General features: G+C 72.9%; 20 protein-coding genes. 16 read left to right on the forward strand and 4 right to left on the reverse strand.

Going from position 1 to position 21206, the window contains the following annotated elements; genetic code table 11:
• Nucleotides 1–131 precede the first annotated feature (131 nt).
• Nucleotides 132–545 (reverse strand): pyridoxamine 5'-phosphate oxidase family protein, encoded by a 414-nt coding sequence (locus tag ACWEN3_RS17435; protein ID WP_452971324.1) that lies wholly within the window; start codon nucleotides 543–545, stop codon nucleotides 132–134.
• 110 nt (nucleotides 546–655) lie between these two features.
• Here ACWEN3_RS17435 and clpB point away from each other — a divergent pair, with 110 nt between their 5' ends.
• The gene (gene clpB / locus ACWEN3_RS17440) at nucleotides 656–3253 is read left to right on the forward strand and encodes an ATP-dependent chaperone ClpB (protein WP_452971326.1); all 2598 of its coding nucleotides are present in this window, start codon (nucleotides 656–658) and stop codon (nucleotides 3251–3253) included.
• A 183-nt stretch (nucleotides 3254–3436) separates the two neighbouring features.
• A complete protein-coding gene (locus ACWEN3_RS17445) occupies nucleotides 3437–3967 on the forward strand; it encodes a YbjN domain-containing protein (RefSeq protein WP_452971329.1) in 531 nt (176 codons plus the stop codon).
• Between the two features lie 21 nt (nucleotides 3968–3988).
• Here the strand turns inward: ACWEN3_RS17445 and ACWEN3_RS17450 are convergent, their stop codons facing one another.
• Together ACWEN3_RS17450 and ACWEN3_RS17455 are read right to left on the reverse strand one after the other, a co-directional pair.
• Entirely contained in the window at nucleotides 3989–5173 is a 1185-nt protein-coding gene (locus ACWEN3_RS17450) for a hypothetical protein (RefSeq protein ID WP_452971332.1), read from the reverse strand.
• A 70-nt stretch (nucleotides 5174–5243) separates the two neighbouring features.
• Nucleotides 5244–6428, reverse strand: a complete 1185-nt coding sequence (locus tag ACWEN3_RS17455; protein ID WP_452971334.1) for a pyridoxal phosphate-dependent aminotransferase — start codon at nucleotides 6426–6428, stop codon at nucleotides 5244–5246.
• Nucleotides 6429–7054: 626 nt separating this feature from the next.
• Between ACWEN3_RS17455 and ACWEN3_RS17460 the strand changes: the two genes are divergently transcribed.
• The 5 genes from ACWEN3_RS17460 (at nucleotide 7055) to ACWEN3_RS17480 (ending at nucleotide 11554) form a co-directional block, all read left to right on the forward strand.
• Complete coding sequence (locus ACWEN3_RS17460; protein ID WP_452971337.1) at nucleotides 7055–7549, forward strand: CAP domain-containing protein; 495 nt, start codon at nucleotides 7055–7057, stop codon at nucleotides 7547–7549.
• 201 nt (nucleotides 7550–7750) lie between these two features.
• Nucleotides 7751–8062, forward strand: a complete 312-nt coding sequence (locus ACWEN3_RS17465; RefSeq protein ID WP_452971340.1) for a hypothetical protein — start codon at nucleotides 7751–7753, stop codon at nucleotides 8060–8062.
• A gap of 315 nt (nucleotides 8063–8377) precedes the next feature.
• Complete coding sequence (locus ACWEN3_RS17470) at nucleotides 8378–8902, forward strand: DUF2617 family protein (RefSeq protein ID WP_452971342.1); 525 nt, start codon at nucleotides 8378–8380, stop codon at nucleotides 8900–8902.
• A 110-nt stretch (nucleotides 8903–9012) separates the two neighbouring features.
• Complete coding sequence (locus ACWEN3_RS17475) at nucleotides 9013–10650, forward strand: polyamine aminopropyltransferase (protein WP_452971345.1); 1638 nt, start codon at nucleotides 9013–9015, stop codon at nucleotides 10648–10650.
• 70 nt (nucleotides 10651–10720) lie between these two features.
• Nucleotides 10721–11554 carry an SRPBCC family protein gene (locus ACWEN3_RS17480; RefSeq protein WP_452971348.1) on the forward strand — a complete coding sequence of 278 codons (834 nt, stop codon included), beginning with the start codon at nucleotides 10721–10723 and terminating at the stop codon, nucleotides 11552–11554.
• A 21-nt stretch (nucleotides 11555–11575) separates the two neighbouring features.
• Here the strand turns inward: ACWEN3_RS17480 and ACWEN3_RS17485 are convergent, their stop codons facing one another.
• Nucleotides 11576–11938, reverse strand: a complete 363-nt coding sequence (locus ACWEN3_RS17485; RefSeq protein ID WP_452971350.1) for a YciI family protein — start codon at nucleotides 11936–11938, stop codon at nucleotides 11576–11578.
• 63 nt (nucleotides 11939–12001) lie between these two features.
• Here ACWEN3_RS17485 and ACWEN3_RS17490 point away from each other — a divergent pair, with 63 nt between their 5' ends.
• From ACWEN3_RS17490 to ACWEN3_RS17530, 9 genes are all read left to right on the forward strand, one after another.
• The gene (locus ACWEN3_RS17490; protein WP_452971353.1) at nucleotides 12002–12790 is read left to right on the forward strand and encodes an aldose epimerase family protein; all 789 of its coding nucleotides are present in this window, start codon (nucleotides 12002–12004) and stop codon (nucleotides 12788–12790) included.
• A gap of 10 nt (nucleotides 12791–12800) precedes the next feature.
• The gene (gene pyrE / locus ACWEN3_RS17495) at nucleotides 12801–13349 is read left to right on the forward strand and encodes an orotate phosphoribosyltransferase (protein ID WP_452971356.1); all 549 of its coding nucleotides are present in this window, start codon (nucleotides 12801–12803) and stop codon (nucleotides 13347–13349) included.
• A 140-nt stretch (nucleotides 13350–13489) separates the two neighbouring features.
• Nucleotides 13490–14512, forward strand: coding sequence for a class II fructose-bisphosphate aldolase (fbaA, locus tag ACWEN3_RS17500; protein WP_452971358.1), 1023 nt, complete (start codon nucleotides 13490–13492; stop codon nucleotides 14510–14512).
• A gap of 75 nt (nucleotides 14513–14587) precedes the next feature.
• Nucleotides 14588–16042, forward strand: a complete 1455-nt coding sequence (locus ACWEN3_RS17505) for an MFS transporter (protein ID WP_452971361.1) — start codon at nucleotides 14588–14590, stop codon at nucleotides 16040–16042.
• A 236-nt stretch (nucleotides 16043–16278) separates the two neighbouring features.
• Nucleotides 16279–16692, forward strand: coding sequence for a DUF3151 domain-containing protein (locus ACWEN3_RS17510; RefSeq protein WP_452971363.1), 414 nt, complete (start codon nucleotides 16279–16281; stop codon nucleotides 16690–16692).
• A gap of 148 nt (nucleotides 16693–16840) precedes the next feature.
• Nucleotides 16841–17698, forward strand: a complete 858-nt coding sequence (locus ACWEN3_RS17515) for a tryptophan 2,3-dioxygenase family protein (protein ID WP_452971366.1) — start codon at nucleotides 16841–16843, stop codon at nucleotides 17696–17698.
• Nucleotides 17691–18875, forward strand: coding sequence for a kynureninase (gene kynU, locus ACWEN3_RS17520; protein WP_452971368.1), 1185 nt, complete (start codon nucleotides 17691–17693; stop codon nucleotides 18873–18875). Before ACWEN3_RS17515 ends, kynU begins: the two co-directional genes overlap by 8 nt.
• Nucleotides 18876–19138: 263 nt before the next feature.
• Complete coding sequence (locus ACWEN3_RS17525) at nucleotides 19139–20050, forward strand: alpha/beta hydrolase (protein ID WP_452971371.1); 912 nt, start codon at nucleotides 19139–19141, stop codon at nucleotides 20048–20050.
• Between the two features lie 369 nt (nucleotides 20051–20419).
• Nucleotides 20420–21205, forward strand: a complete 786-nt coding sequence (locus ACWEN3_RS17530; RefSeq protein WP_452971374.1) for an alpha/beta hydrolase — start codon at nucleotides 20420–20422, stop codon at nucleotides 21203–21205.
• Nucleotide 21206: the final 1 nt, after the last annotated feature.

A 21206-nucleotide genomic window follows, 5' to 3' on the forward strand; every position in this document is an offset into this window, starting at 1 on the left:
CTAAAATCATCCCACCGGCGCTTCCCCCCCCAGCGGCGACACGTTCCCCTCAACCCGGTGACGCCGCTGCAGTTTGCGGCGACATTTCGGGGTACGGCCGCACTTCCACACTGGCTGAAAACCGCCCTGTGTCAGCCCCGGCCGAGCGCCCGCTCCAGCTCGATCTCGATGACCACGCGGGAGGGGTTCGGCGCGGGGGCGCGCTCGTAGCGCTCGGCGTAGCGCCGCTCCGCCTCCGCGACGCGCTCCGGTTCCGTGCGGACGTGGGCGCGCCCCTCCAGCGTCGCCCAGCGGCGCCCGGCCACCTGGCACACGGCGACCCGCGCGCCCCCGGGGCCGGCCGCGCGCACATGGGAGACCTTCGCGCTCCCCTTGTTCGTGATCACCCGCGCCAGCCCGGCCGCGGGGTCGTACGTCACGCCGACCGGCACCACGTGCGGGCTGCCGTCGGGGCGGATCGTCGTCAGCGTGCACAGGTGCCGCTCCCGCCAGAAGTCGAGGTACGCCTCGTCCGGGGCACCCGGATCCACGGAGTATGTCGCCATGCCGGAAACCTAACCGGAGGGCCGTGCATCCAAAGCCTTGAGTGGAATAGACTCAACTTTGTGTAAGTTGGTCAAGTCAGCAGTGGGATGCCGAGGAGGAGAACGCGAACGTGGACGCCGAGCTGACCAACAGGAGCCGGGACGCGATCAACGCGGCGAGCAACCGCGCCGTGACGGAAGGGCACCCGGACCTCACCCCCGCTCATCTGCTGCTGGCTCTGCTCCAGGGCCAGGACAACGAGAACATCACCGACCTGCTCGCCGCCGTCGAGGCCGACCAGGCCGCCGTACGCGCCGGTACGGAGAAGCTGCTGGCCGGGCTGCCCAGCGTGACCGGCTCCACCGTCGCGCCCCCGCAGCCCAACCGGGAGCTGCTGACCGTGATCGCCGACGCCGGCGAGCGCGCGAAGGAGCTCGGGGACGACTTCCTGTCCACCGAGCACCTGCTGATCGGCATCGCCGCGAAGGGCGGCGCGGCCGGCGAGGTGCTGCAGCGGCAGGGCGCCGACGCGAAGAAGCTGCTGGAGGCCTTCAGGAAGGCCAGGGGAGGACGCCGCGTGACCACCGCCGACCCGGAGGGCCAGTACAAGGCCCTGGAGAAGTTCGGGACCGACTTCACGTCCGCCGCCCGCGAGGGCCGGCTCGACCCGGTCATCGGGCGGGACCAGGAGATCCGGCGGGTCGTGCAGGTGCTCAGCCGCCGCACCAAGAACAACCCCGTCCTCATCGGTGAGCCCGGCGTCGGCAAGACCGCCGTCGTGGAGGGGCTCGCCCAGCGGATCGTGAAGGGGGACGTGCCCGAGTCGCTGAAGGACAAGCGGCTGGTCGCGCTGGACCTCGGCGCGATGGTGGCCGGCGCCAAGTACCGCGGCGAGTTCGAGGAGCGGCTGAAGGCCGTCCTCGCCGAGATCAAGGACTCCGACGGGCAGATCATCACCTTCATCGACGAGCTGCACACGGTCGTCGGCGCCGGCGCGGGCGGCGACTCCGCCATGGACGCCGGCAACATGCTCAAGCCGATGCTGGCCCGTGGCGAGCTGCGCATGGTCGGCGCCACCACGCTGGACGAGTACCGGGAGCGGATCGAGAAGGACCCCGCCCTGGAGCGCCGCTTCCAGCAGGTGCTGGTCGCCGAGCCGACCGTCGAGGACACCATCGCGATCCTGCGCGGACTGAAGGGCCGGTACGAGGCCCACCACAAGGTGCAGATCGCGGACAGCGCGCTGGTGGCCGCCGCCACCCTGTCCGACCGGTACATCACCTCCCGCTTCCTGCCGGACAAGGCCATCGACCTCGTCGACGAGTCCGCCTCCCGGCTGCGCATGGAGATCGACTCCTCGCCCGTCGAGATCGACGAACTCCAGCGTGCCGTCGACCGGCTGAAGATGGAGGAGCTGGCGATCGGCAAGGAGACCGACCCGGCCTCCCGCGAGCGCCTGGAGAAGCTGCGCCGCGACCTCGCCGACAAGGAGGAGGAACTGCGGGGCCTGACCGCCCGCTGGGAGAAGGAGAAGCAGTCCCTCAACCGCGTCGGCGAGCTGAAGGAACGGCTGGACGACCTGCGCGGCCAGGCCGAACGCGCCCAGCGCGACGGCGACTTCGACACCGCGGCCAAGCTGCTCTACGGCGAGATCCCGGAGATGGAGAAGGAACTGGAGGCCGCCTCCCAGGCCGAGGAGGAGGCCGCCAAGGACACCATGGTCAAGGACGAGGTCGGCTCCGACGACATCGCCGACGTCGTCGCCGCCTGGACCGGCATCCCCGCGGGGCGCCTGCTGGAGGGCGAGACGCAGAAGCTGCTGCGCATGGAGGACGAGCTGGGCAAGCGGCTGATCGGCCAGGGCGAGGCCGTCCGCGCGGTGAGCGACGCCGTACGGCGCTCGCGCGCCGGGATCGCCGACCCCGACCGGCCCACCGGCTCCTTCCTCTTCCTCGGCCCGACCGGTGTCGGCAAGACCGAACTGGCCAAGGCGCTCGCGGACTTCCTCTTCGACGACGAGCGGGCCATGGTCCGCATCGACATGTCCGAGTACGGCGAGAAGCACAGCGTGGCCCGGCTGGTCGGCGCCCCTCCCGGCTACATCGGCTACGAGGAGGGCGGCCAGCTCACCGAGGCGGTCCGCCGACGCCCGTACACCGTCGTCCTGCTGGACGAGGTGGAGAAGGCCCACCCCGAGGTCTTCGACATCCTGCTCCAGGTGCTGGACGACGGCCGCCTTACGGACGGCCAGGGCCGCACGGTCGACTTCCGCAACACCATCCTGGTGCTCACCTCCAACCTGGGCAGCCAGTTCCTGGTCGACCCGCTCACCGGCGAGGAGGAGAAGAAGGAGCAGGTCCTGGAGGTCGTCCGGACCTCCTTCAAGCCCGAGTTCCTCAACCGGCTCGACGACCTGGTCGTCTTCTCCGCGCTGACCAAGCCCGAGCTGGAGCGGATCGCGCAGCTCCAGCTCGACCGGCTCGGCAGGCGACTCGCCGAGCGCCGGCTCACCCTGGAGATCACCCCGGAGGCGCTCGCCTGGCTCGCCGAGGAGGGCCTGGACCCGGCCTACGGCGCCCGCCCGCTGCGCCGCCTGGTGCAGAGCGCCATCGGCGACCGGCTCGCCAGGGAGATCCTCTCCGGCGAGATCAAGGACGGCGACACGGTCCGCGTGGACCGCTTCGGCGAGGGCCTGCTGGTGGGCCCGGCGACCGGAAAGACGCTGTGACGCTCACCCGGTGAACGCGGTGACGGGGGGCGCCACGCCGTACCGGGGCCCCCATCCGTTCACCGGCCGTCCACCCCACCAGCCGGATCCTGCCGGTCGACGGCCGACAGGCCCCGGCGGGGCTTGCCACCCCCCTCCCCGGATGGGGGAGGATGGCGTAATCCGCACGAAGGGAAAAACACGGTGAGCATCGACCCGTCCTCGATTCCGAACTTCGGGGGCCAGCCCGAACCGCAGCCCCAGGGACCGGGGGGCCCCGTCGTCCCGGATCAGGACCTCGTGAAGCAGCTCCTCGACCAGATGGAGCTGAAGTACGTCGTCGACGAGGAGGGTGACCTCGCGGCGCCGTGGGAGCAGTTCCGCACGTACTTCATGTTCCGTGGGGAGGCCGAGCAGGCGGTCTTCTCGGTGCGGACCTTCTACGACCGCCCCCACAAGATCGACGAGAAGTCCCAGCTGCTGGAGTCCGTCGACGACTGGAACCGCCGCACCCTGTGGCCCAAGGTGTACACCCACACCCACGACGACGGCACCGTCCGCCTGATCGGCGAGGCCCAGATGCTGATCGGCACGGGCGTCGACCTCAACCACTTCGTCTCCTCCACGGTCAGCTGGGTGCGGGCCGCGATCGAGTTCGACAAGTGGCTGGCCGAGCAGCTCGGCCTGGAGCAGGAGGTCGACGAAGCGGACGAGCCCGAGGACGGCGAGGAGTAGTCCGCGGGTTTCCGCAGCTTTCTACAGCGGCGCGTGCGCGAGCACGACCAGGTACGCGCCGTAGAGGTACGAGAGCCCGGCCAGGGCCGCGACCACCACGGTCGCGTGCCAGGGCCGGGCTCTCGCCGTGCGCACCAGCGCCCGGGCCGCCGGCAGCAGCAGCGGGAAGGCGGGCAGCAGGAAGCGCGGCTTGGACTCGAAGACGCCCGACCCGCCGAGCACGACCAGCAGCAGCACCCCGCTGTGCACGAGGAGCGGGAGCGGGGCCCGGTCCAGCGCCAGCAGCGCGTACAGCAGCACCCCCAGGGCCACCAGCAGCAGGGTCACCGGGAACACCAGGCGGCTGCCGTGCAGCAGCGTCGCGCGCACGACGTGCAGCGAGCCCCGCCCGAAGTCGAACCGCGAGCCCCAGCGCGACTGCACGTCGAAGTAGCCGCCCAAGAGATCGCCCCGGCGGCGGCCCACCCACAGCAGGTACGCCGTCCAGCCCAGCGGGGCGAGCGCCGCGCCCGTCCACAGCCTGTGGGAAACCCGGCCGCGCCGCCGCCACACCTCACAGCAGGCCGTCGCCAGCACCGCGGCGGCGACCGCGAACCCGTTCGGCCGGGCGAGCCCCGCGAGCGCCGCCAGCGAGCCCGCCCAGAGCCATCTCCCGGTCAGCACCGCGTACAGCGACCAGGCCGCGAACGCGGTCAGCACCGGCTCGGTGTACGCCATCGACAGCACCACCGAGTGCGGCAGCAGCCCCCACAGCAGCACCAGCGCGGTGCCCACGGCCCGCCCGTACAGCCGGGCACCCACCGCATGGATCCCGGCCGCGGCCACGGCCGCCGCCGTCCACGACACCAGCAGACCGGCCCCGCCCCCGTCGAGCGGGGTCACCGCGGTCACCGCCCGCACCAGCCCCGGGTAGAGCGGGAAGAACGCCAGGTCGCTGTAGCCGTGCCTGCCCAGGGAGTGGCCGTAGCCGTGGGCGGCGATGCCCAGGTACCAGACCGAGTCCCAGGACCGGCCCAGCAGGGTCAGCGGATGTCTGCCCAGGGCCTCGGCGAGCAGGGCCAGGACGGCGGCACCGGCGAGCCGCGCGCCGAGGAACAGGCCCACGGCGACGCCGCTCGCCCGGACGAGGGACGTTCCGGTCCGCTCCCCGGGCGCCGGTTCGGGTGTGGTGACGGACGGAGCGAGGACGGTGCTGGCGTGAGTCACACCTCCGCACCTTGCAAGGGGCCGGGCGCGGATGCGAGCAGGGCACGGCCAAGTGGCGGTCCCCTGTCCCTCACATGGCCCGCAACCGCCGCGCGGCCTCCCGCAGCACCTCCTCGCGCTTGCAGAACGCGAACCGCACGAACGGCGCCCCCGCCTCCCGGTCGTCGTAGAAGACCGCGTTGGGGATGGCCACCACCCCCGCGCGCGCCGGCAGGGCGCGGCAGAAGGCGAAGCCGTCCTTCTCGCCGAGGGGGCGGATGTCGGTGGTGACGAAGTACGTGCCGGCCGGCCGGAACACCTCGAAGCCCGCCGCCGCCAGCCCCTCCGCCAGGATGTCCCGGCGGGCCAGCATGGACCGGCGCAGGTCCTCGAAGTACGAGTCGGGCAGGGCGAGGGCCTCGGCCACCGCGTACTGGAAGGGGCCCGAGGAGACGTACGTCAGGAACTGCTTCGCGGAGCGCACCGCGGTCACCAGTTCGGGCGCGGCCGTCACCCAGCCGACCTTCCAGCCGGTGAAGGAGAAGGTCTTCCCGGCCGAGCCGATGGTCACCGTGCGCTCACGCATCCCGGGGAACGTGGCCAGCGGCAGGTGCTCGGCGTCGTCGAACACCAGATGCTCGTACACCTCGTCCGTCACCACCAGCAGGTCCCGCTCCACCGCCAGCTCGGCGATCGCGGCCAGCTCCGCGCGCGTGAGGACGGTGCCGGTCGGGTTGTGCGGGGTGTTGATCAGCAGCAGCCGGGTGCGGTCGGTGACGGCCGCGCGCAGCTCGTCGAGATCGAGGCGGAAGCTCCCGTCGTGCGGCCTGAGGGTCACCGGCACCCGCCGGCCGCCCGCCATCGCGATGCTCGCCGCGTAGGAGTCGTAGTACGGCTCCAGGGCCACGACCTCGTCGCCCGGCTCCAGCAGTGCCAGCAGCGAGGCCGCGATGGCCTCCGTGGCGCCCGCCGTGACCAGTACCTCGGTGTCGGGGTCGTGGGACAGTCCGTAGCGGCGCAGCTGGTGCGCGGCGACCGCGGTGCGCAGCTCGGGGATGCCGGGGCCGGGCGGGTACTGGTTGCCGCGGCCGTCGCGCAGCGCCCGTACGGCCGCCTCCCGGATCTCCTCCGGGCCGTCGGTGTCGGGGAAGCCCTGGCCCAGGTTGATCGAGCCGGTGGCCACGGCGAGGGCGGACATCTCGGCGAAGATCGTCGTCCCGAACTCGGCGAGCCGGCGATTGAGGTGGGGGCGCGCGGTGGAGGTCATGCCGGTCATCCTGCGCCCAAGCTCGGGACTTCCTCAACCGGCCTTCGCCGACGGGTACCCGCACCGACACCGCTCGGGTGTGCGGGCGCGCAACGAGTGTTCTAGCGTCGTAGGAGCGAGGGTGGTCGAGACCGAGCCGATCGTGGACTCGGCGGATACGTGCACCACCCGCCACCCGCCCGCATGACGGGCGCGGTAGACGCGTCCCCCGTGTGCGTATACAGGCCGACCCGGGTTCGGGCTCCCAGACTGGGGGCCGGTCCTTCGACGCGTTGGCTCGCATCCTCATGCGCCGTACGGCCTTCTTGCCGGCCTGGCCCTGTGTCGCCTGCCGCCGCGACCGGAGCGTGCCGTCGGGCATCGCGGCAACGGCTCCTGAGATAGGTGAACTGGCCCGGATACAGGGGTCGTTGGCGTCGGCAGACGCCGCCCCCGGAGCCTCCCCGGTCGACGGGCCGACACCCTCGACCTAGGCTGGTTGTGGGCATTGGGGGCCGCCGAACGGCCGCCCGACCAAGCCACTTTGTCAGCGGTCGCCTTCCGGCCACCGCGGTAGCCGGCCACGCGGCCCGCCTTTGTGACGAGTGAGGCCCGCCGGCGGTATCTGCCACTCTCTCTGCGACCAGGGGGTCGCCATGACCAAGGCCAGTCGGATACGCAATCAAGCCGTGGCCCTCATAGGGGCGGGACTGATGGCGGGGGGCACGTTGGCGACGAGCGCTTCCGCAGCCGTCTCCGCCGTCAGCCCCGGTGATCAACAGGCCATCGTCAGCCAAACCAACGCCATTCGCCAGCAGGCCGGCGCATCACCGTTGACCTGGGACGAGGGCGTGGCCAGCCAGGCACAGGCCTGGGCCGACAACCCGCAGTCCACGCCGAACGGCCCCGGCTCGCTGGCACACTCCCCGTCGTTCAACGGCGCCGAGAACATGTCGGGCGCCGCCCCGGCCGGGGCCACCGGGCAGTGGGCCGCCGAGAAGAGCGCGTACGACGCCGACCCCAACCACGACAGCAACAGCGACGGCTACCGGTACCGGTGGGGTCACTACTGGAACATGATCCAGGACCGGTTCACCAAGATCGGCTGCGGTGCGCGCGACGGTGTGACGGTCTGTCAGTACAGGCCCTGACCACAGAAATCCTCCATTCCGCGAGCGAGGTCGCGGGCGCGGGCGCCCCTCGGCAGACGGCTGAGGGCGCCCGCCGCTGCCACGACGACGACACCCTCTGGACTTCCTCAACTCTGCTTTGGCCGGGCGGCCGCCCGGGCATCCCCCGGTCACCACGGCCCACGGGGGGCCGGTTCGGGGGAACGGAAAGCAGGTGACGCCATGGGCACCGTCCTCGTCGTGGCGCTGGTCGTGATCGTGTGCGTGGGGATCGCCGCGTCCGCGGCCAACAGGAGCGGCAAGGGGCACGGCAGGCGGCCGTCCTGCGCCCGGTCCTCGTCGTCCTCGTCCGACGGCGGCGCGAGCGGCAGCTGGTGGGCCGGCGGCTCGGACTCCGGCTCGTCCGGCGGCCACCACGGTGGGGGCCACCACGGCGGCCACCACTCCTGCGGCGGCGGTCACTCGTGCGGCGGGCACTCCTCCTGCGGTGGGGGTTCGTCGTGCGGCGGGGGCGGCTGCGGGGGAGGCAGCTGACCCGCGGAATCCGGGCCTCCGGCAGCCGCGCGAGCGGCGTCACGGCGCCCGCCGGGCGAGGGCGTCCGGCGGGCGCCTGCGTGTTCCGGTCCCGCGCCGGGCGTACGCCATGGTTGAACAGTTGAGCTGAGGAGCCCTCTGAGGGATGGAAACCCCACGAAGTTGGGTAAAAACGCTGTGGCGGCGTCACTGTTCATGATTCCCTCTAAATCGCCAACGCAGCCCCTCGGGCATCCCGCAGACGCCCCTCCCGGCCGGGCCGGCTGGGCTGACATGGCCGATCTCCCCCTCATTGCGTGTTAGCGGAGCCGATCCATGCTCACGACCCTGAACACCACCTACACCGATACCCGCGCGGCCGACCTCGCCTGGGCCCTGGGACGCGAGCCGCTGCCCGCACTGGCCACCCTCGACCTCGAACTGAAGAGCGTGAAACTCCAGTTGAGACTGCTCGGCGCGTCCCACCAGGTGCTCGTGGAGGAGGAGCGGGGCATCTGCTCGGAGACGGTCGCGTGCATCCCCGGCTCCAGCACCCCGCTGCCGCTCGGCGTCGCCAAACGCGTCGGCGACTGGGAGTACGAGTTCGCGGCCCGCGTCGAGGTGCTCACACCCGGCTCGTTCGCGGGCCGCGCCCAGGAGTTGCTGGCCCTCGTCTCCGACCATCCGCACGGCCTCGCCGGCGTCTTCCCCGGCAGCCCGCACGCCTTCACCGCGATGCTGGCCCATCGGCACGAGGGCCAGGTGCACTGGCGGACCTGGCACGCCTACCCGCAGGACGGCCAACTGGTGGCCACCCGCACCCGGGTGGGCGCACGGGCGCGGATGGCACAGCCGGGCTGAGGCACGCGCTGCCACGGGAGAGCGGCCATAAACACGCCGGGCGTCAACTGTCCCCAGATCCACACGTGTGGGTGACGAAGCGTACCGAGCGTGTGACGTAACGTCGCAGAGTGATCGAACCGCACGCCCCCGCGCCCCCGGGGGCCCCGCCCTCCTGGACAGGCCCCGCCCGGCTGCCCGTCCGGCCCGGCACCGGGCGGTTCCTGGTCCTTGTGTGCGTCTTCGTCTGCGCGGCCTGCGGGCTCGTCTACGAGCTCGAACTGGTCGCTTTCGCCTCGTATTTGACAGGCGACTCGGTCACCCAGTCCTCCGTCGTGCTGTCCGTGATGGTGTTCGCGATGGGCATCGGCTCCCTCGGCGCCAAACGGCTGCGCTGGCACGCGGCCGCCGGCTTCGGCGCGGTCGAGACCGCCCTCGCGCTGATCGGCGGCTGCAGCGCGATGGCCCTGTACGCCGTGTTCGCCTGGACCGGCGGCTGGGGCGGGATGTGGGCCGACGGCCCACGGTGCCTCCTGGTCGCCTTCTCGCTCGCCATCGGCCTGCTCATCGGCGCCGAGGTCCCGCTCCTCATGGAGCTGATCCAGCGCATCCGCCGGCAGGACGCGGGCGGCGCGGTGGCCGACCTGTTCGCGGCCGACTACGTGGGCGCGCTGGTCGGCGGCCTGGCCTTCCCCTTCCTTCTCCTGCCGTTCCTCGGCCAGTTGACGGGCGCGCTGCTCACCGGCACGGTCAACGTCGTGGCGGGCGGCGCCCTGGTGCTGGGCCTCTTCCGCCGCGACCTGACCCGCCGCGCCCGCTGGACCCTCCTGCTCGTCGGCCTCGTCGTGCTCGGCGTCCTCGCCTCCGCCGCCGCCCTCGCCGGCGACTTCGAACGGGCCGCGCGGCACGCGGTGTACGGAGGGGACGTGCGGGTCGCCGTGCAGAGCGGGGTCCAGGAGGTCGTCCTGGCCGGCGGCACCGGCGGCCGGCCCCTCGACCTCTTCCTCGACGGCCGCCTGCGCGTCGGCGGCCGCGACGAGCGCCGCTACCACGAGGCCCTGGTCCACCCGGCCATGTCAGGGCCCCACGCGCGCGTACTGATCCTCGGCGGCGGCGACGGCCTGGCCGCCCGCGAGGTGCTGCGCCACCGCGGGGTGCGGCGCGTCGACGTCGTCGAACCCGACCCCTGCCTCATCCGGCTGGCCCGCCACGACCCCGGGCTGTCCGCCGCCAACGGCCACGCCTTCGACGACCCCCGCGTCCACCTCGCCGCGGCCGACGCCCTCGGCCGGCTGCGCGGCGCCCCCACGGCGGCGTACGACGTCGTGATCGCCGACCTCCCCGACCCCGGCATCACCGCCAGCACCAAGCTGTACTCCCAGGAGTTCTACGGCCTGACCCGGCGCGTCCTGGCCCCCGGCGGCCGCCTCGTCGTGCACGCCGGGCCCGTCGTCACCCGCCCCCGTGTCTTCTGGACGGTCGCCGCGACCCTGCGCGCGGCCGGCTTCGCCCTCACCCCCTACCGGGTCCTCGGCCACGCCTCCGGCTTCCCGGCGGGCCCCGACCGCTCGGCCGGCGCCCCGGGGGCACCGCGCGACTGGGGATTCCTGCTGGCCGGCCCGGGCCCCCTCGCCCCGCCCCTGCGCCTGGACACCGGGGACCACCCGCACACCCTGACGCGGGCCGCGCTGGCGGCGGACCAGGGGGCGGCCGAGCGGACGCGGATGAGCGGTCTGACGGCCTCCACACTGGTGCATCCGCGGTACTGAGGGGCGATCCGGGCATACACGTGTTCACACGAGGGTACGATCCGGCCACTCCTGGGTAGGCTCAGCCGACATGGAGCACCAGGTCTTCGTTCCGGTTCCGGTCGAACGTCTCGCAGCGGCACTCGCCGATCCCGCGCGCGTCGCCCGAGCCGTCCCCGGGCTCCAGCAGGACGCCGGCGCCGAGCCCGTCGCCGGCCGGCTGAAGCTGCGCGTCGGCGGACACTCCGTCACCTACCGGGGCGCGGTACGGGTGGCCGCCCGCGAGGACGGCACGTACGCCGTCGAGGGCGACGCCGCCGAGGCCCGCGGCACCGGCTCGGTCAAGCTCGCCCTGACCCTGCGCCTCGCCGGTGTCGAGGGCGGCACCACGGTCACCGTGTCGGGCACGGCGGACGCGGACGGCCGGATCACGGAACTGCCAGGGGAGGCCGTGACCTCGGCGGCGACCCGGCTGCTGAACCGTTTCCTGGAGGGCCTCGCGGCACCGGAGGGCCTCGCGGCACCGGAGGAACCGTCGGCGCCGGGGGAGAACGCACCGGAGCAGGAACAGGAGCCGGAATCCGGGGCCGGGCACGCGTCCGTCTTCGACACCGAGGTCCCCCCGCCCTCCCTCGACGCGGCCGCGGACGAGAAGGGCGAGGGCGCGGCGGACGGCGCGGACCGCCTCGCCGACGACTTCGCGGACACCGGCGAGCCCCCCGCCGAGGCCGCGCACGCGCGCCGCACGATGATCGGCCGCAGCGCCGAGGAGGTCGACCACGCCCCGCCCCGCGGCCGCTACGCCCCCGTACCGGCACCCCAGACCGTCAGCGGCAACACGGTCCTGCGCTGGGCGGCCCCCGCGGCCGCGCTGGCCCTGGCCTCGGCGATCGTCGTGACCCGCGCCCTGCGCCGGCGCCGCTAGCAAACCTTTCCGGTCACAGCATCAGCCCATCCCGAACCAGTCGTGGACGGGCCGCACCTCGACCGCGACGACATGGAAGTCGAGGACGCGCCCCGCGATCTCCCGCGCCCGCTCCGGGGTCGCGCAGTCGACGACGTAGTACGCGGTCAGGTGCACGGCCGCCGCCCCGAGCGGCCCCTCGGCCGCCGTCGCCGGGCCGTCCGGACGCCACCGGAGCGTGCCGGTGTCCCGGGGAAGGGCCAGCCCGGCGCCGTTCAGCAGTTCGCCGGTGCCGGCCAGGTCGGCGTGCAGGGCCTCGTGCCTGCGGAACACCTCGGCCCGCTGTTCGGCGGTCATCGCCTCGGTCGCCGCGGGATCCGCGTACATCAGCACCATGTACTTCATGGCCCCCACCCTGCACCCCGTGTGCGCGCGACGCCCTCTTGATCGCCCCAGTAGGGTCGTGCCGTGAGTAACGAAGACATCACGCTGACCGCGGGCGACGCGGAGGTGAGCGTGCGGCCGGGCAACGGCGGCCGTATCGGCGGACTGCGGATCGGCGGCACGGAGCTGCTGCGGCAGGGCGAGCGCTACGGCTGCTTCCCGATGGTGCCGTGGTGCGGCCGGATCCGGGACGGCCGCTTCCTGGACGGCGCCACCGTCCGCCAGATGCCCCTCAACTCCCCGCCCCACGCCATCCACGGCACCGTCCGCGACGGCGCCTGGCGCACCGCGCGCGTCTCGGAGACCGAGGCGGTGATCACGTACGAGCTGGTCGACCCCTGGCCGCACCCCGGCCGCGTCACCCAGGTCGTCACGCTCACCGAGGACAGCCTGACCCTGACGATGGCCGTGGAGACGTACGACGACTCCTTCCCGGCGCAGATCGGCTGGCACCCCTGGTTCCACCGCAACCTCGGCGGAGAGGACGTGACGCTGGACTTCGAGCCCGGCTGGCAGGAGGAGCGCGGCGCCGACCACCTGCCCACCGGGAACCGGATCGACCCGAAGCCCGGTCCGTGGGACGACTGCTTCGGCATGCCCGACGGGGTCGGCGTCACCCTCACCTGGCCCGGGCAGCTGGAGCTCAGGGTGGCGAGCCGCGAGGAGTGGGTCGTCGTCTACGACGAGCAGGCCGAGGCCGTCTGCGTGGAGCCGCAGACCGGCCCGCCCAACGGCCTGAACACCCTCCCGCGCCTGGTCACGCCCCTGGAGCCGCTGGAGGCGACGACGACCTGGAGCTGGCGGCGGCTTTAAGCTGGCTGCCATGACGGACGTACGTGCTGAGCTCCTGCAGCAGATCAAGGACAAGGCCGTGGTGCACGGCAGGGTGACCCTCTCCTCGGGTCTTGAGGCCGACTACTACGTCGACCTGCGCCGCATCACCCTCGACGGCGAGGCCGCCCCGCTGGTCGGTCAGGTCCTCCTGGATCTGACCGCGGACCTGGAGTTCGACGCGGTGGGCGGGCTCACCATGGGCGCCGACCCGGTCGCGGCCGCCATGCTGCACGCCGCCGCCGCGCGCGGGAAGCGGCTGGACGCCTTCGTCGTCCGCAAGGCGGCGAAGGCGCACGGGATGCAGCGCAGGGTCGAGGGTCCGGACATCGCGGGCCGCCGGGTCCTGGTCGTCGAGGACACCTCCACCACCGGCGGCTCCCCGCTGACCGCCGTCGAGGCCGTGCGCGAGGCCGGCGCCGAGGTCGTCGCCGTCGCGACCATCGTCGACCGGGCGACCGGCGCCGCCGAGAAGATCGAGGCCGGCGCGGGTGTTCCGTACCGGTTCGCCTTCTCGAAGGATGAACTGGGTCTGGACTGACACGCCCCTTTGACCTGGACTTGGGGGAGTCGACCAGCACCCCGTGTCTGGAAGGATGTGGGGCGACGACGACGTCACCCCTCAGGTCTAGGTCAGGGCCGTAACGCAGAACGCCAACCCGCAACACAAGGAGCGGACAGATGCCCATCGCAACCCCCGAGGTCTACAACGAGATGCTCGACCGGGCGAAGGCAGGCAAGTTCGCCTACCCGGCCATCAACGTGACCTCGAGCCAGACCCTGAACGCGGCGCTGCGCGGCTTCGCGGAGGCGGAGAGCGACGGCATCGTCCAGATCTCTACGGGTGGTGCCGAGTTCCTCGGCGGTCAGTACAGCAAGGACATGGTGACCGGCGCGGTCGCGCTCGCCGAGTACGCGCACATCATCGCGGAGAAGTACCCGGTCAACATCGCGCTGCACACCGACCACTGCCCGAAGGACAAGCTGGACGGGTACGTGCGTCCGCTGCTCGCGCTCTCCAAGAAGCGCGTCGACGCCGGTCTCGGCCCCCTGTTCCAGTCCCACATGTGGGACGGCTCCGCCGAGACCCTCGCCGACAACCTGGAGATCGCGCAGGAGCTGCTGGAGCAGGCCCGCGCCGCGAAGATCATCCTCGAGGTGGAGATCACCCCCACCGGCGGCGAGGAGGACGGCGTCTCCCACGAGATCAACGACTCCCTCTACACCACGGTCGAGGACGCGATCCGCACCGCCGAGGCCCTCGGCCTGGGCGAGAAGGGCCGCTACCTGCTGGCCGCCTCCTTCGGCAACGTCCACGGCGTCTACAAGCCGGGCAACGTCGTGCTCCGCCCCGAGCTGCTGAAGGAGCTGAACGAGGGCGTCGCCGCCCGGTTCGGCAAGGAGTCCCCGTTCGACTTCGTCTTCCACGGCGGCTCCGGCTCCACCGAGCAGGAGATCCTCACCGCGCTGGACAACGGCGTCGTGAAGATGAACCTCGACACCGACACCCAGTACGCGTTCACGCGTCCGGTCGCCGGTCACATGTTCGCGAACTACGACGGCGTCCTGAAGATCGACGGCGAGGTCGGCAACAAGAAGGCCTACGACCCGCGCACCTGGGGCAAGCTGGCCGAGGCGTCGATGGCCGCGCGCGTCCTGGAGGCCACGCAGAACCTGCGCTCGGCGGGCAACAGGATCAAGTAGGCGGTACGTCCTCCCGGCGGGCCCGGCGGCCGTTCATGCCGCCGGGGCCCGCCGTCTGGCTGTATACCTGGGTAGGTGCCCGACGTCCGGCTGTCCTCGCCCCAGGGCAAGTGGATCCTGTTCACCACGATCCTCGGCTCCAGCATGGCCATGCTGGACTCGACCGTCGTCAACGTGGCGCTGCCGACCATCGGCCGCGACCTCGACGCGAGCCTCGCCGCCCTCCAGTGGACGGTCAACGCCTACATGGTCACGCTGGCCGGCCTGATCCTGCTCGGCGGCTCCCTCGGCGACCGCTACGGCCGCCGGAGGATCTTCGTCCTCGGCGTGGTCTGGTTCGCGACCGCGTCCCTGCTGTGCGGCCTGGCCCCGACCCCCGTTCTGCTCGTCGCCGCGCGCGCGTTGCAGGGCGTCGGCGGCGCGCTGCTCACCCCCGGCTCCTTGGCGCTGATCCAGGCCTCCTTCCACCGGGACGACCGCAGCCGGGCCGTCGGCCTCTGGTCCGGTTTCGGTGGGATCGGCGCGGCGATCGGCCCGTTCCTCGGCGGCTGGCTGGTGTCCGGCCCCGGCTGGCGCTGGGTGTTCCTGCTGAACGTGCCCCTGGCCCTGCTGTGCGTGCCGGTGGCCCTGCGGCACGTGCCGGAATCGGCGGACGAGGGCGAACACGGCCGCTTCGACGTCCTCGGCGCGGTCCTCGGCGCCCTCGCCCTCGCGCTGCTGACGTACGCGCTGATCGACGCCCGCGGCGGCAGCCTCGTGGTGGTCCTGAGCGGGGTGGCGGGGCTGGCGGCGGCCGTGGCCTTCGTCCAGGTCGAACGGCACCGCCCGGACCCGATGCTCCCGCCGGACATCTTCGCCTCGCGCCAGTTCACGGCGGTCAACCTCGTCACCCTGTGCGTGTACGGGGCCTTCGGCGGCTTCTTCTTCCTGACCGCCCTCCAGTTGCAGGTGGTGGCCGGCTACTCGCCGCTGGCCGCGGGGACGGCCCTGCTCCCCACCACCGCCCTGATGCTGCTGTTCTCCTCCCGCTCGGGCGCCCTCGCCGACCGCACGGGCCCCCGGCTGCCGCTCACCGTCGGCCCGCTGCTGTGCGCGGTGGCGATGCTGCTGATGCTCCGGGTGGGCCCCGGCGCCGACTACGTCACGGACGTGCTGCCCGCCGTGCTGGTCATGGGCGCCGGGATGGTCACCCTCGTCGCCCCGCTGACCGCCACGGTCCTGGCCTCCGTGGACACCGCCCGGGCGGGCCTGGCCAGTGGCATCAACAACGCCGCGGCCCGGGCGGCGGGTCTGGTCGCCGTGGCCGCGCTGCCGCTGCTCGCGGGAATGGGGCCGGAGGCGTACCGGGTTCCCGCGGCCTTCGACGCGGCGTTCCGGCGGGCGATGCCGATCTGTGCGGCGGTGCTGGTGGTCGGGTCGCTGCTGGCGTTCACCCTGGTCCGCCGCCCCGCCCCGGACTGCCGCCGGCCGGAATGCGTGACCCACGGCTGCGTGACGGCTCCGCCGCTGGAGCGGGGGCGGCGGGGGTAGGGGCTGAGTTTGCGGGCTGGGCTGGGTGGAGTGGCGTCGGGTGGCTGGGCTTCGGGGCGCCGTAGCTGCGGGCAGTCGTGCCGCTTGGGGCGGCACGGGTGGGCGCAGCGGCACCCCGCTGGCGCGGGCACGCCTACCAGCCCCGGCCCACACCGGCACAGGGCGCCCACAGCCCAGCGCACCCGGCACAACCCAGCGGAGCGCGCCCGCGGAGCCGCGTGCGGGAGACTGAGGGCATGACGATTCACGAGAACCTCCTCGGCGGCCCTCCCCCCACCCAGCTCCCCGACGACCCGGAGCCCCGCGAACTGCTCGCGTCCGGCACCGCCCCCACGGACGTCGCCGCGAAGTACCCCACCTCCTCCCTCGCCTGGGCCCAGCTGGCCGACGAGGCGTTCGAGCGCGGCGCGGTCGTGGAGTCGTACGCATACGCCCGTACGGGCTACCACCGCGGCCTGGACGCCCTGCGCCGCAACGGCTGGAAGGGCCACGGCCCGGTCCCCTGGGAGCACGAGCCGAACCGCGGCTTCCTGCGCGCCCTGCACGCCCTCGCCCGCGCCGCCCAGACGATCGGCGAGCAGGACGAGTACGAGCGCTGCAGCCAGTTCCTGAAGGACTCCTCGCCCACGGCTGCCCAGACCCTCGGCTGACCCCGCGAGTCACCGGTGTGGCCCGTCTGGCAGCAGGCGGGCCTTGCCGTGACGGGGGTGATTGCGGAGGATTCCGCTTGGGGACCGGGGCCCCCGTGCCGGCATCGGCAGGGGCGGACCGCTACCCGGAGTAACACAGGAGACAGCGATGTCCCAACAGGCTCACCCCCACGAGGCCGCTGAGCCCGAGACCCCGCATCTCGACCCGAACCTCGACTTCGCGGGCACGACGCCGTACGAGGACTACGTCAAGGCGGACGTCCTCACCCACCTCCAGCACACCCTCTCGGACGACCCCGGAGAGATGGTCTTCCTGGTCACCACCCAGGTCATGGAGCTGTGGTTCACGGTCATCGTCCACGAGTGGGAGACGGCGGCGAACGCCCTCCGCTCGGACGACGTCCCGACGGCGATCGCCGCCCTGAAGCGCTCCGTACGCGAGCTGGAGGCCCTGAACGCCTCCTGGACGCCGCTCGGCCAGCTCACCCCCGCCCAGTTCAACTCCTACCGCAGCGCCCTCGGCGAGGGCTCCGGCTTCCAGTCCGCGATGTACCGGCGCCTGGAGTTCCTGCTCGGCGAGAAGTCCGCCTCCATGCTCGTACCGCACCGCGGCGCCCCGCGCGCCCACGCGGAACTGGAGAAGGCGCTGCACGAGCCCAGCCTGTACGACGAGGTGCTGCGGCTGCTGGCCCGCCGCGGCCACGCGATCCCCGACGCCGTGCTGCGCCGTGACCTCTCCCAGCGCTACGAGCCCTCGGAGGAGGTCGAGCGGGCCTGGGCCGCGATCTACTCCGGCGACCAGGACGCCGAGACCGCCCGCCTCGGCGAGGCGCTCACGGACGTGGCCGAACTGGTGTGGCGCTGGCGCAACGACCACCTCGTCGCCACCCGCCGCGCGATGGGCGCCAAGGCCGGCACCGGCGGCTCCGCCGGCGTGGCCTGGCTGGAGAAGCGCGCCCGCAAGAACGTGTTCCCGGAGCTGTGGACGGCGAGGTCCCATGTCTGAGCAGGCACTGCGAGCGGAAAAGCTCGACGCGGCGGACGACCTCGCGCCGCTGCGCTCCCGTTTCGTCCTGGACGACGTGATCTACCTCGACGGGAACTCCCTCGGCGCCCTGCCCGCGAACGTCCCCGACCGCGTGGCGGACGTCGTCCGCCGCCAGTGGGGCGAGCTGCGCATCCGCTCCTGGGAGGAGAGCGGCTGGTGGACGGCGCCGGAGCGGATCGGCGACCGGATCGCCCCGCTGGTCGGCGCGGCACCCGGCCAGATCGTGGTCGGCGACTCCACAAGCGTCAACGTCTTCAAGGCACTCGTCGCGGCCACGCGCATGGCGGGCGACGACAGGACCGAGATCCTCGTCGACGCGACGACCTTCCCCACGGACGGCTACATCGCCGAGTCGGCGGCCCGGATGACCGGCCGTACCCTGCGCGCCGTGACCCCGGCGGAGGTCCCGTCGGCCCTCGGCCCCCGCACGGCCGCGGTCCTCCTCAACCACGTCGACTACCGCACCGGCCGCCTGCACGACCTGCCGTCCCTGACGGCCGCGGTCCACGCCGCGGGCGCCCTCGCGGTCTGGGACCTGTGCCACAGCGCGGGCGCCCTGCCGGTGGGCCTGGACGAGCACGGAGTCGACCTGGCGGTCGGCTGCACCTACAAGTACCTCAACGGCGGCCCGGGTTCGCCCGCGTACCTCTACGTCCGCAGTGAGCTGCAGCCCCGCTTCGACTCGCCGCTCCCCGGGTGGAACTCCCACGCCGAGCCCTTCGGCATGAGTCCGTCCTACGACCCGGCGCCGGGCGCGCTGCGCGGCCGCGTCGGCACCCCGGACATCCTGTCCATGCTGGCCCTCGAGGCGGCCCTGGAGGTCTGGGACCACGTCGGCATCGACGCCGTCCGCGCCAAGTCCCTCGCCCTGACGGACTTCTTCCTCCAGTGCGTGCGCGCGTACACCGAGCCGGGCCGCGTGGAGTCCGTGACCCCGGAGCCCCACGAGGAGCGCGGCAGCCAGATCGCCCTGCGCTGCGCGGACGCGGGCGAGGTGATGAAACGCCTGATCGCGGCCGGCGTCGTGGGCGACTTCCGCCACCCCGACGTCCTGCGCTTCGGCTTCACGCCGCTGTACGTCACCTTCGCCGACGCCGAACGGGCGGCGCGCGTCCTGGCGGACGTCCTGGGCTAGGCCATGCACCGCAAGCGCCGGTGAGCGGGCCGACCCGGTGTCCAGCGACAGCGCAGGGCACCGGGTCGACGCCGTTCTGTGGTTCGGGGCGCCGGCCCTGCAGACGGCCCCGCCCCCACGGAACCGTTCCACCCTCACCGTGCGTGACATCCCCATGTCCCCGCACGTCACCAGCCTGATACCGTCCCCGCCAACGGCCCGGCGATCGATCCCCACCTGGTCCGCCAAACGCCAGACACGTTCCGTCGCTGAGAGGTTGGAGCATGCCGGACGACGCCGCAGCAGCCCGCGCCGCCGCCGAAGAGGAGTCGGCCTTCTCGCACCCCCCGGTCGACCCGGACGTCACCGCGGCCTACGGCACCCACCCCGACCAGGTGATCGACTTCTACGCCCCCCGCACCGGTCCGGAGGCCGCCCCCGTACCCCTCGTCGTGGTCCTGCACGGCGGAGCCTGGCGCGCCCGTTACGACCGCCGCCACATCACCCCCTTCGCGGACTACCTGGCCCGCCGCGGTTTCGCGGTGGCCAACGTCGAGTACAGACGCGGCGCCGACACCCCGATCCCCGCGCAGAACAAGGGAACCGAGGCGGCGGACACCGGCACCACCCCCGTCGCCGGCCGCTGGCCCGACACCTTCGACGACGTCGCGGCCGCCCTGGACGCCCTTCCGGACCTGGCCCGCGAGGCGCTCCCGCAGGCCGACGCCCGCCGCACGGTCCTCACCGGCCACTCTGCGGGCGGCCACCTGGCCCTGTGGGCGGCGGCCCGCCATGTCCTGCCCAAGGGCGCCCCCTGGCGCACGTCCCGCCCCACCCCACTGCGCGGCGTGGTGGCACTCGCCCCGATCGCCGACTTCGCCGTGGCGGAGAAACTGGACGTCTGCGGCAACGCCTCCCTCCAACTCCTCGGCGGCCAGGACCACTTCGCCGAGCGCCGCCCGTACGCGGACTCGGCCATGCTCCTCCCGACGGGCATCGCGACGACGCTGGTGCAGGGACGTGCGGACCTGGTGGTGCCGCAGGCGGTGGCCGAGGCGTACGCGGATGCCGCGGCCAAGGCGGGGGAGGTGGTGGGTCTGACGCTGCTGGAGGACGTGGGCCACTTCCCGCTGATCGACCCGGCGGCGGACGCGTGCGCCGTGGTGGCGGAGGAGATCGCCCAACTGGCGTGGTGACGACCCGGGTCCGCCCCTGAGACCGGACCCGGTCATACCCGTAGTACCTGAGAGCTACCCCGAAGGACAGCTCCCTGGCGGGACGCCGACGACAGGCCCCGATCCCTAACTTCCTTGTCAGAGAAGCCCGATGGCCGGGCCATCTGAAAGGAACCCGCCATGGGGCCCACCCCGACCCACCCTCCAGCACCGGCCACACCCCCTTCGAACCCGCAGCAGCAGAGGGCGTTTCCGTCCCACGGGGGTCACCCGCACGCGACGAGGACGGCAGCTCCGTTCTCCACGCCCTCGAACCCGCAGCCGCCGACGGCGCTTGCGCCCCACGAGGGCCACCCGCACGCGACGGCGAAAGCGGCACGGGTGGTGCGGGTGGAAACCCAAACCCGGCCGGAGGCCGGGTGCCCACCCACAAGCCCGCGCCCGAACCCGCGCCCGAACCCCACCCCCCGCCGCCGAAAAAGGTGGCTCCGCGCTCTCCTGGCCACCCTCCTCACCGCAGCCATCGCCGCCCCCCTCTCCGCCGCGGCCCGCCCCCAGATCCCCGCCCCCACCCCCGCAACCCTCCCCCCACTCACCACAACAACCCTGGTCACCACCTACGCGGCCAACCGAGCCAACGCCACCCAGGCCGCCCACATGGCCGCCGCCCACGGCGACGCCCAGCGCGCCGCCGCCGACGAGGCCCTCGCCTCCCCGTCCCGTCACCTCCTCTCCTTCGACGGCCGGGGCTCGGGCCGAGCCACGGAGGTCCTCGGCGACCTCGCGCACGCCGACCACATCGCGGTCCTGGTCCCCGGCTCGGACACCTCCCTGGACACCTACGCCCGCTTCCACAAGGCGGCCGCGGCGCTGCACACGGACCTCAGGCACCGAGCCACGCAAGGCACCCGCACCGCCCGGCACCCTCACATCGCCGTGGTCGCCTGGCTCGGCTACCAGACCCCGGCCACGGTCAGCTCCACGGTGACCACCACCACCCGCGCCGACGAAGCCGCTCCCCACCTGCGCGCCTTCGTACGCCAACTGCGCAGCGTGGCCCCCGCGCACGCGCACATAGCTCTGCTCTCGGGCCGCGCGTCCATCGCCCAGGTGAAGATAGACATCGAAACGGTCTGCCGCCTGATCGACCTGACGGAACCGGACTCTTCGCACTGAG

The organism is Streptomyces sp. NPDC004561 (assembly GCF_053602155.1).

Coding starts and splice junctions, on each gene's coding strand:
- ACWEN3_RS17435 (WP_452971324.1), bottom strand. CDS start 545: ATGGCGACATACTCCGTGGATCCGGGTGCCCCGGACGAGGCGTACCTC.
- ACWEN3_RS17455 (WP_452971334.1), bottom strand. CDS start 6,428: ATGACCGGCATGACCTCCACCGCGCGCCCCCACCTCAATCGCCGGCTC.
- ACWEN3_RS17460 (WP_452971337.1), top strand. CDS start 7,055: ATGACCAAGGCCAGTCGGATACGCAATCAAGCCGTGGCCCTCATAGGG.
- ACWEN3_RS17465 (WP_452971340.1), top strand. CDS start 7,751: ATGGGCACCGTCCTCGTCGTGGCGCTGGTCGTGATCGTGTGCGTGGGG.
- ACWEN3_RS17470 (WP_452971342.1), top strand. CDS start 8,378: ATGCTCACGACCCTGAACACCACCTACACCGATACCCGCGCGGCCGAC.
- ACWEN3_RS17480 (WP_452971348.1), top strand. CDS start 10,721: ATGGAGCACCAGGTCTTCGTTCCGGTTCCGGTCGAACGTCTCGCAGCG.
- ACWEN3_RS17485 (WP_452971350.1), bottom strand. CDS start 11,938: ATGAAGTACATGGTGCTGATGTACGCGGATCCCGCGGCGACCGAGGCG.
- pyrE (WP_452971356.1), top strand. CDS start 12,801: ATGACGGACGTACGTGCTGAGCTCCTGCAGCAGATCAAGGACAAGGCC.
- fbaA (WP_452971358.1), top strand. CDS start 13,490: ATGCCCATCGCAACCCCCGAGGTCTACAACGAGATGCTCGACCGGGCG.
- ACWEN3_RS17510 (WP_452971363.1), top strand. CDS start 16,279: ATGACGATTCACGAGAACCTCCTCGGCGGCCCTCCCCCCACCCAGCTC.
- ACWEN3_RS17515 (WP_452971366.1), top strand. CDS start 16,841: ATGTCCCAACAGGCTCACCCCCACGAGGCCGCTGAGCCCGAGACCCCG.
- kynU (WP_452971368.1), top strand. CDS start 17,691: ATGTCTGAGCAGGCACTGCGAGCGGAAAAGCTCGACGCGGCGGACGAC.
- ACWEN3_RS17525 (WP_452971371.1), top strand. CDS start 19,139: ATGCCGGACGACGCCGCAGCAGCCCGCGCCGCCGCCGAAGAGGAGTCG.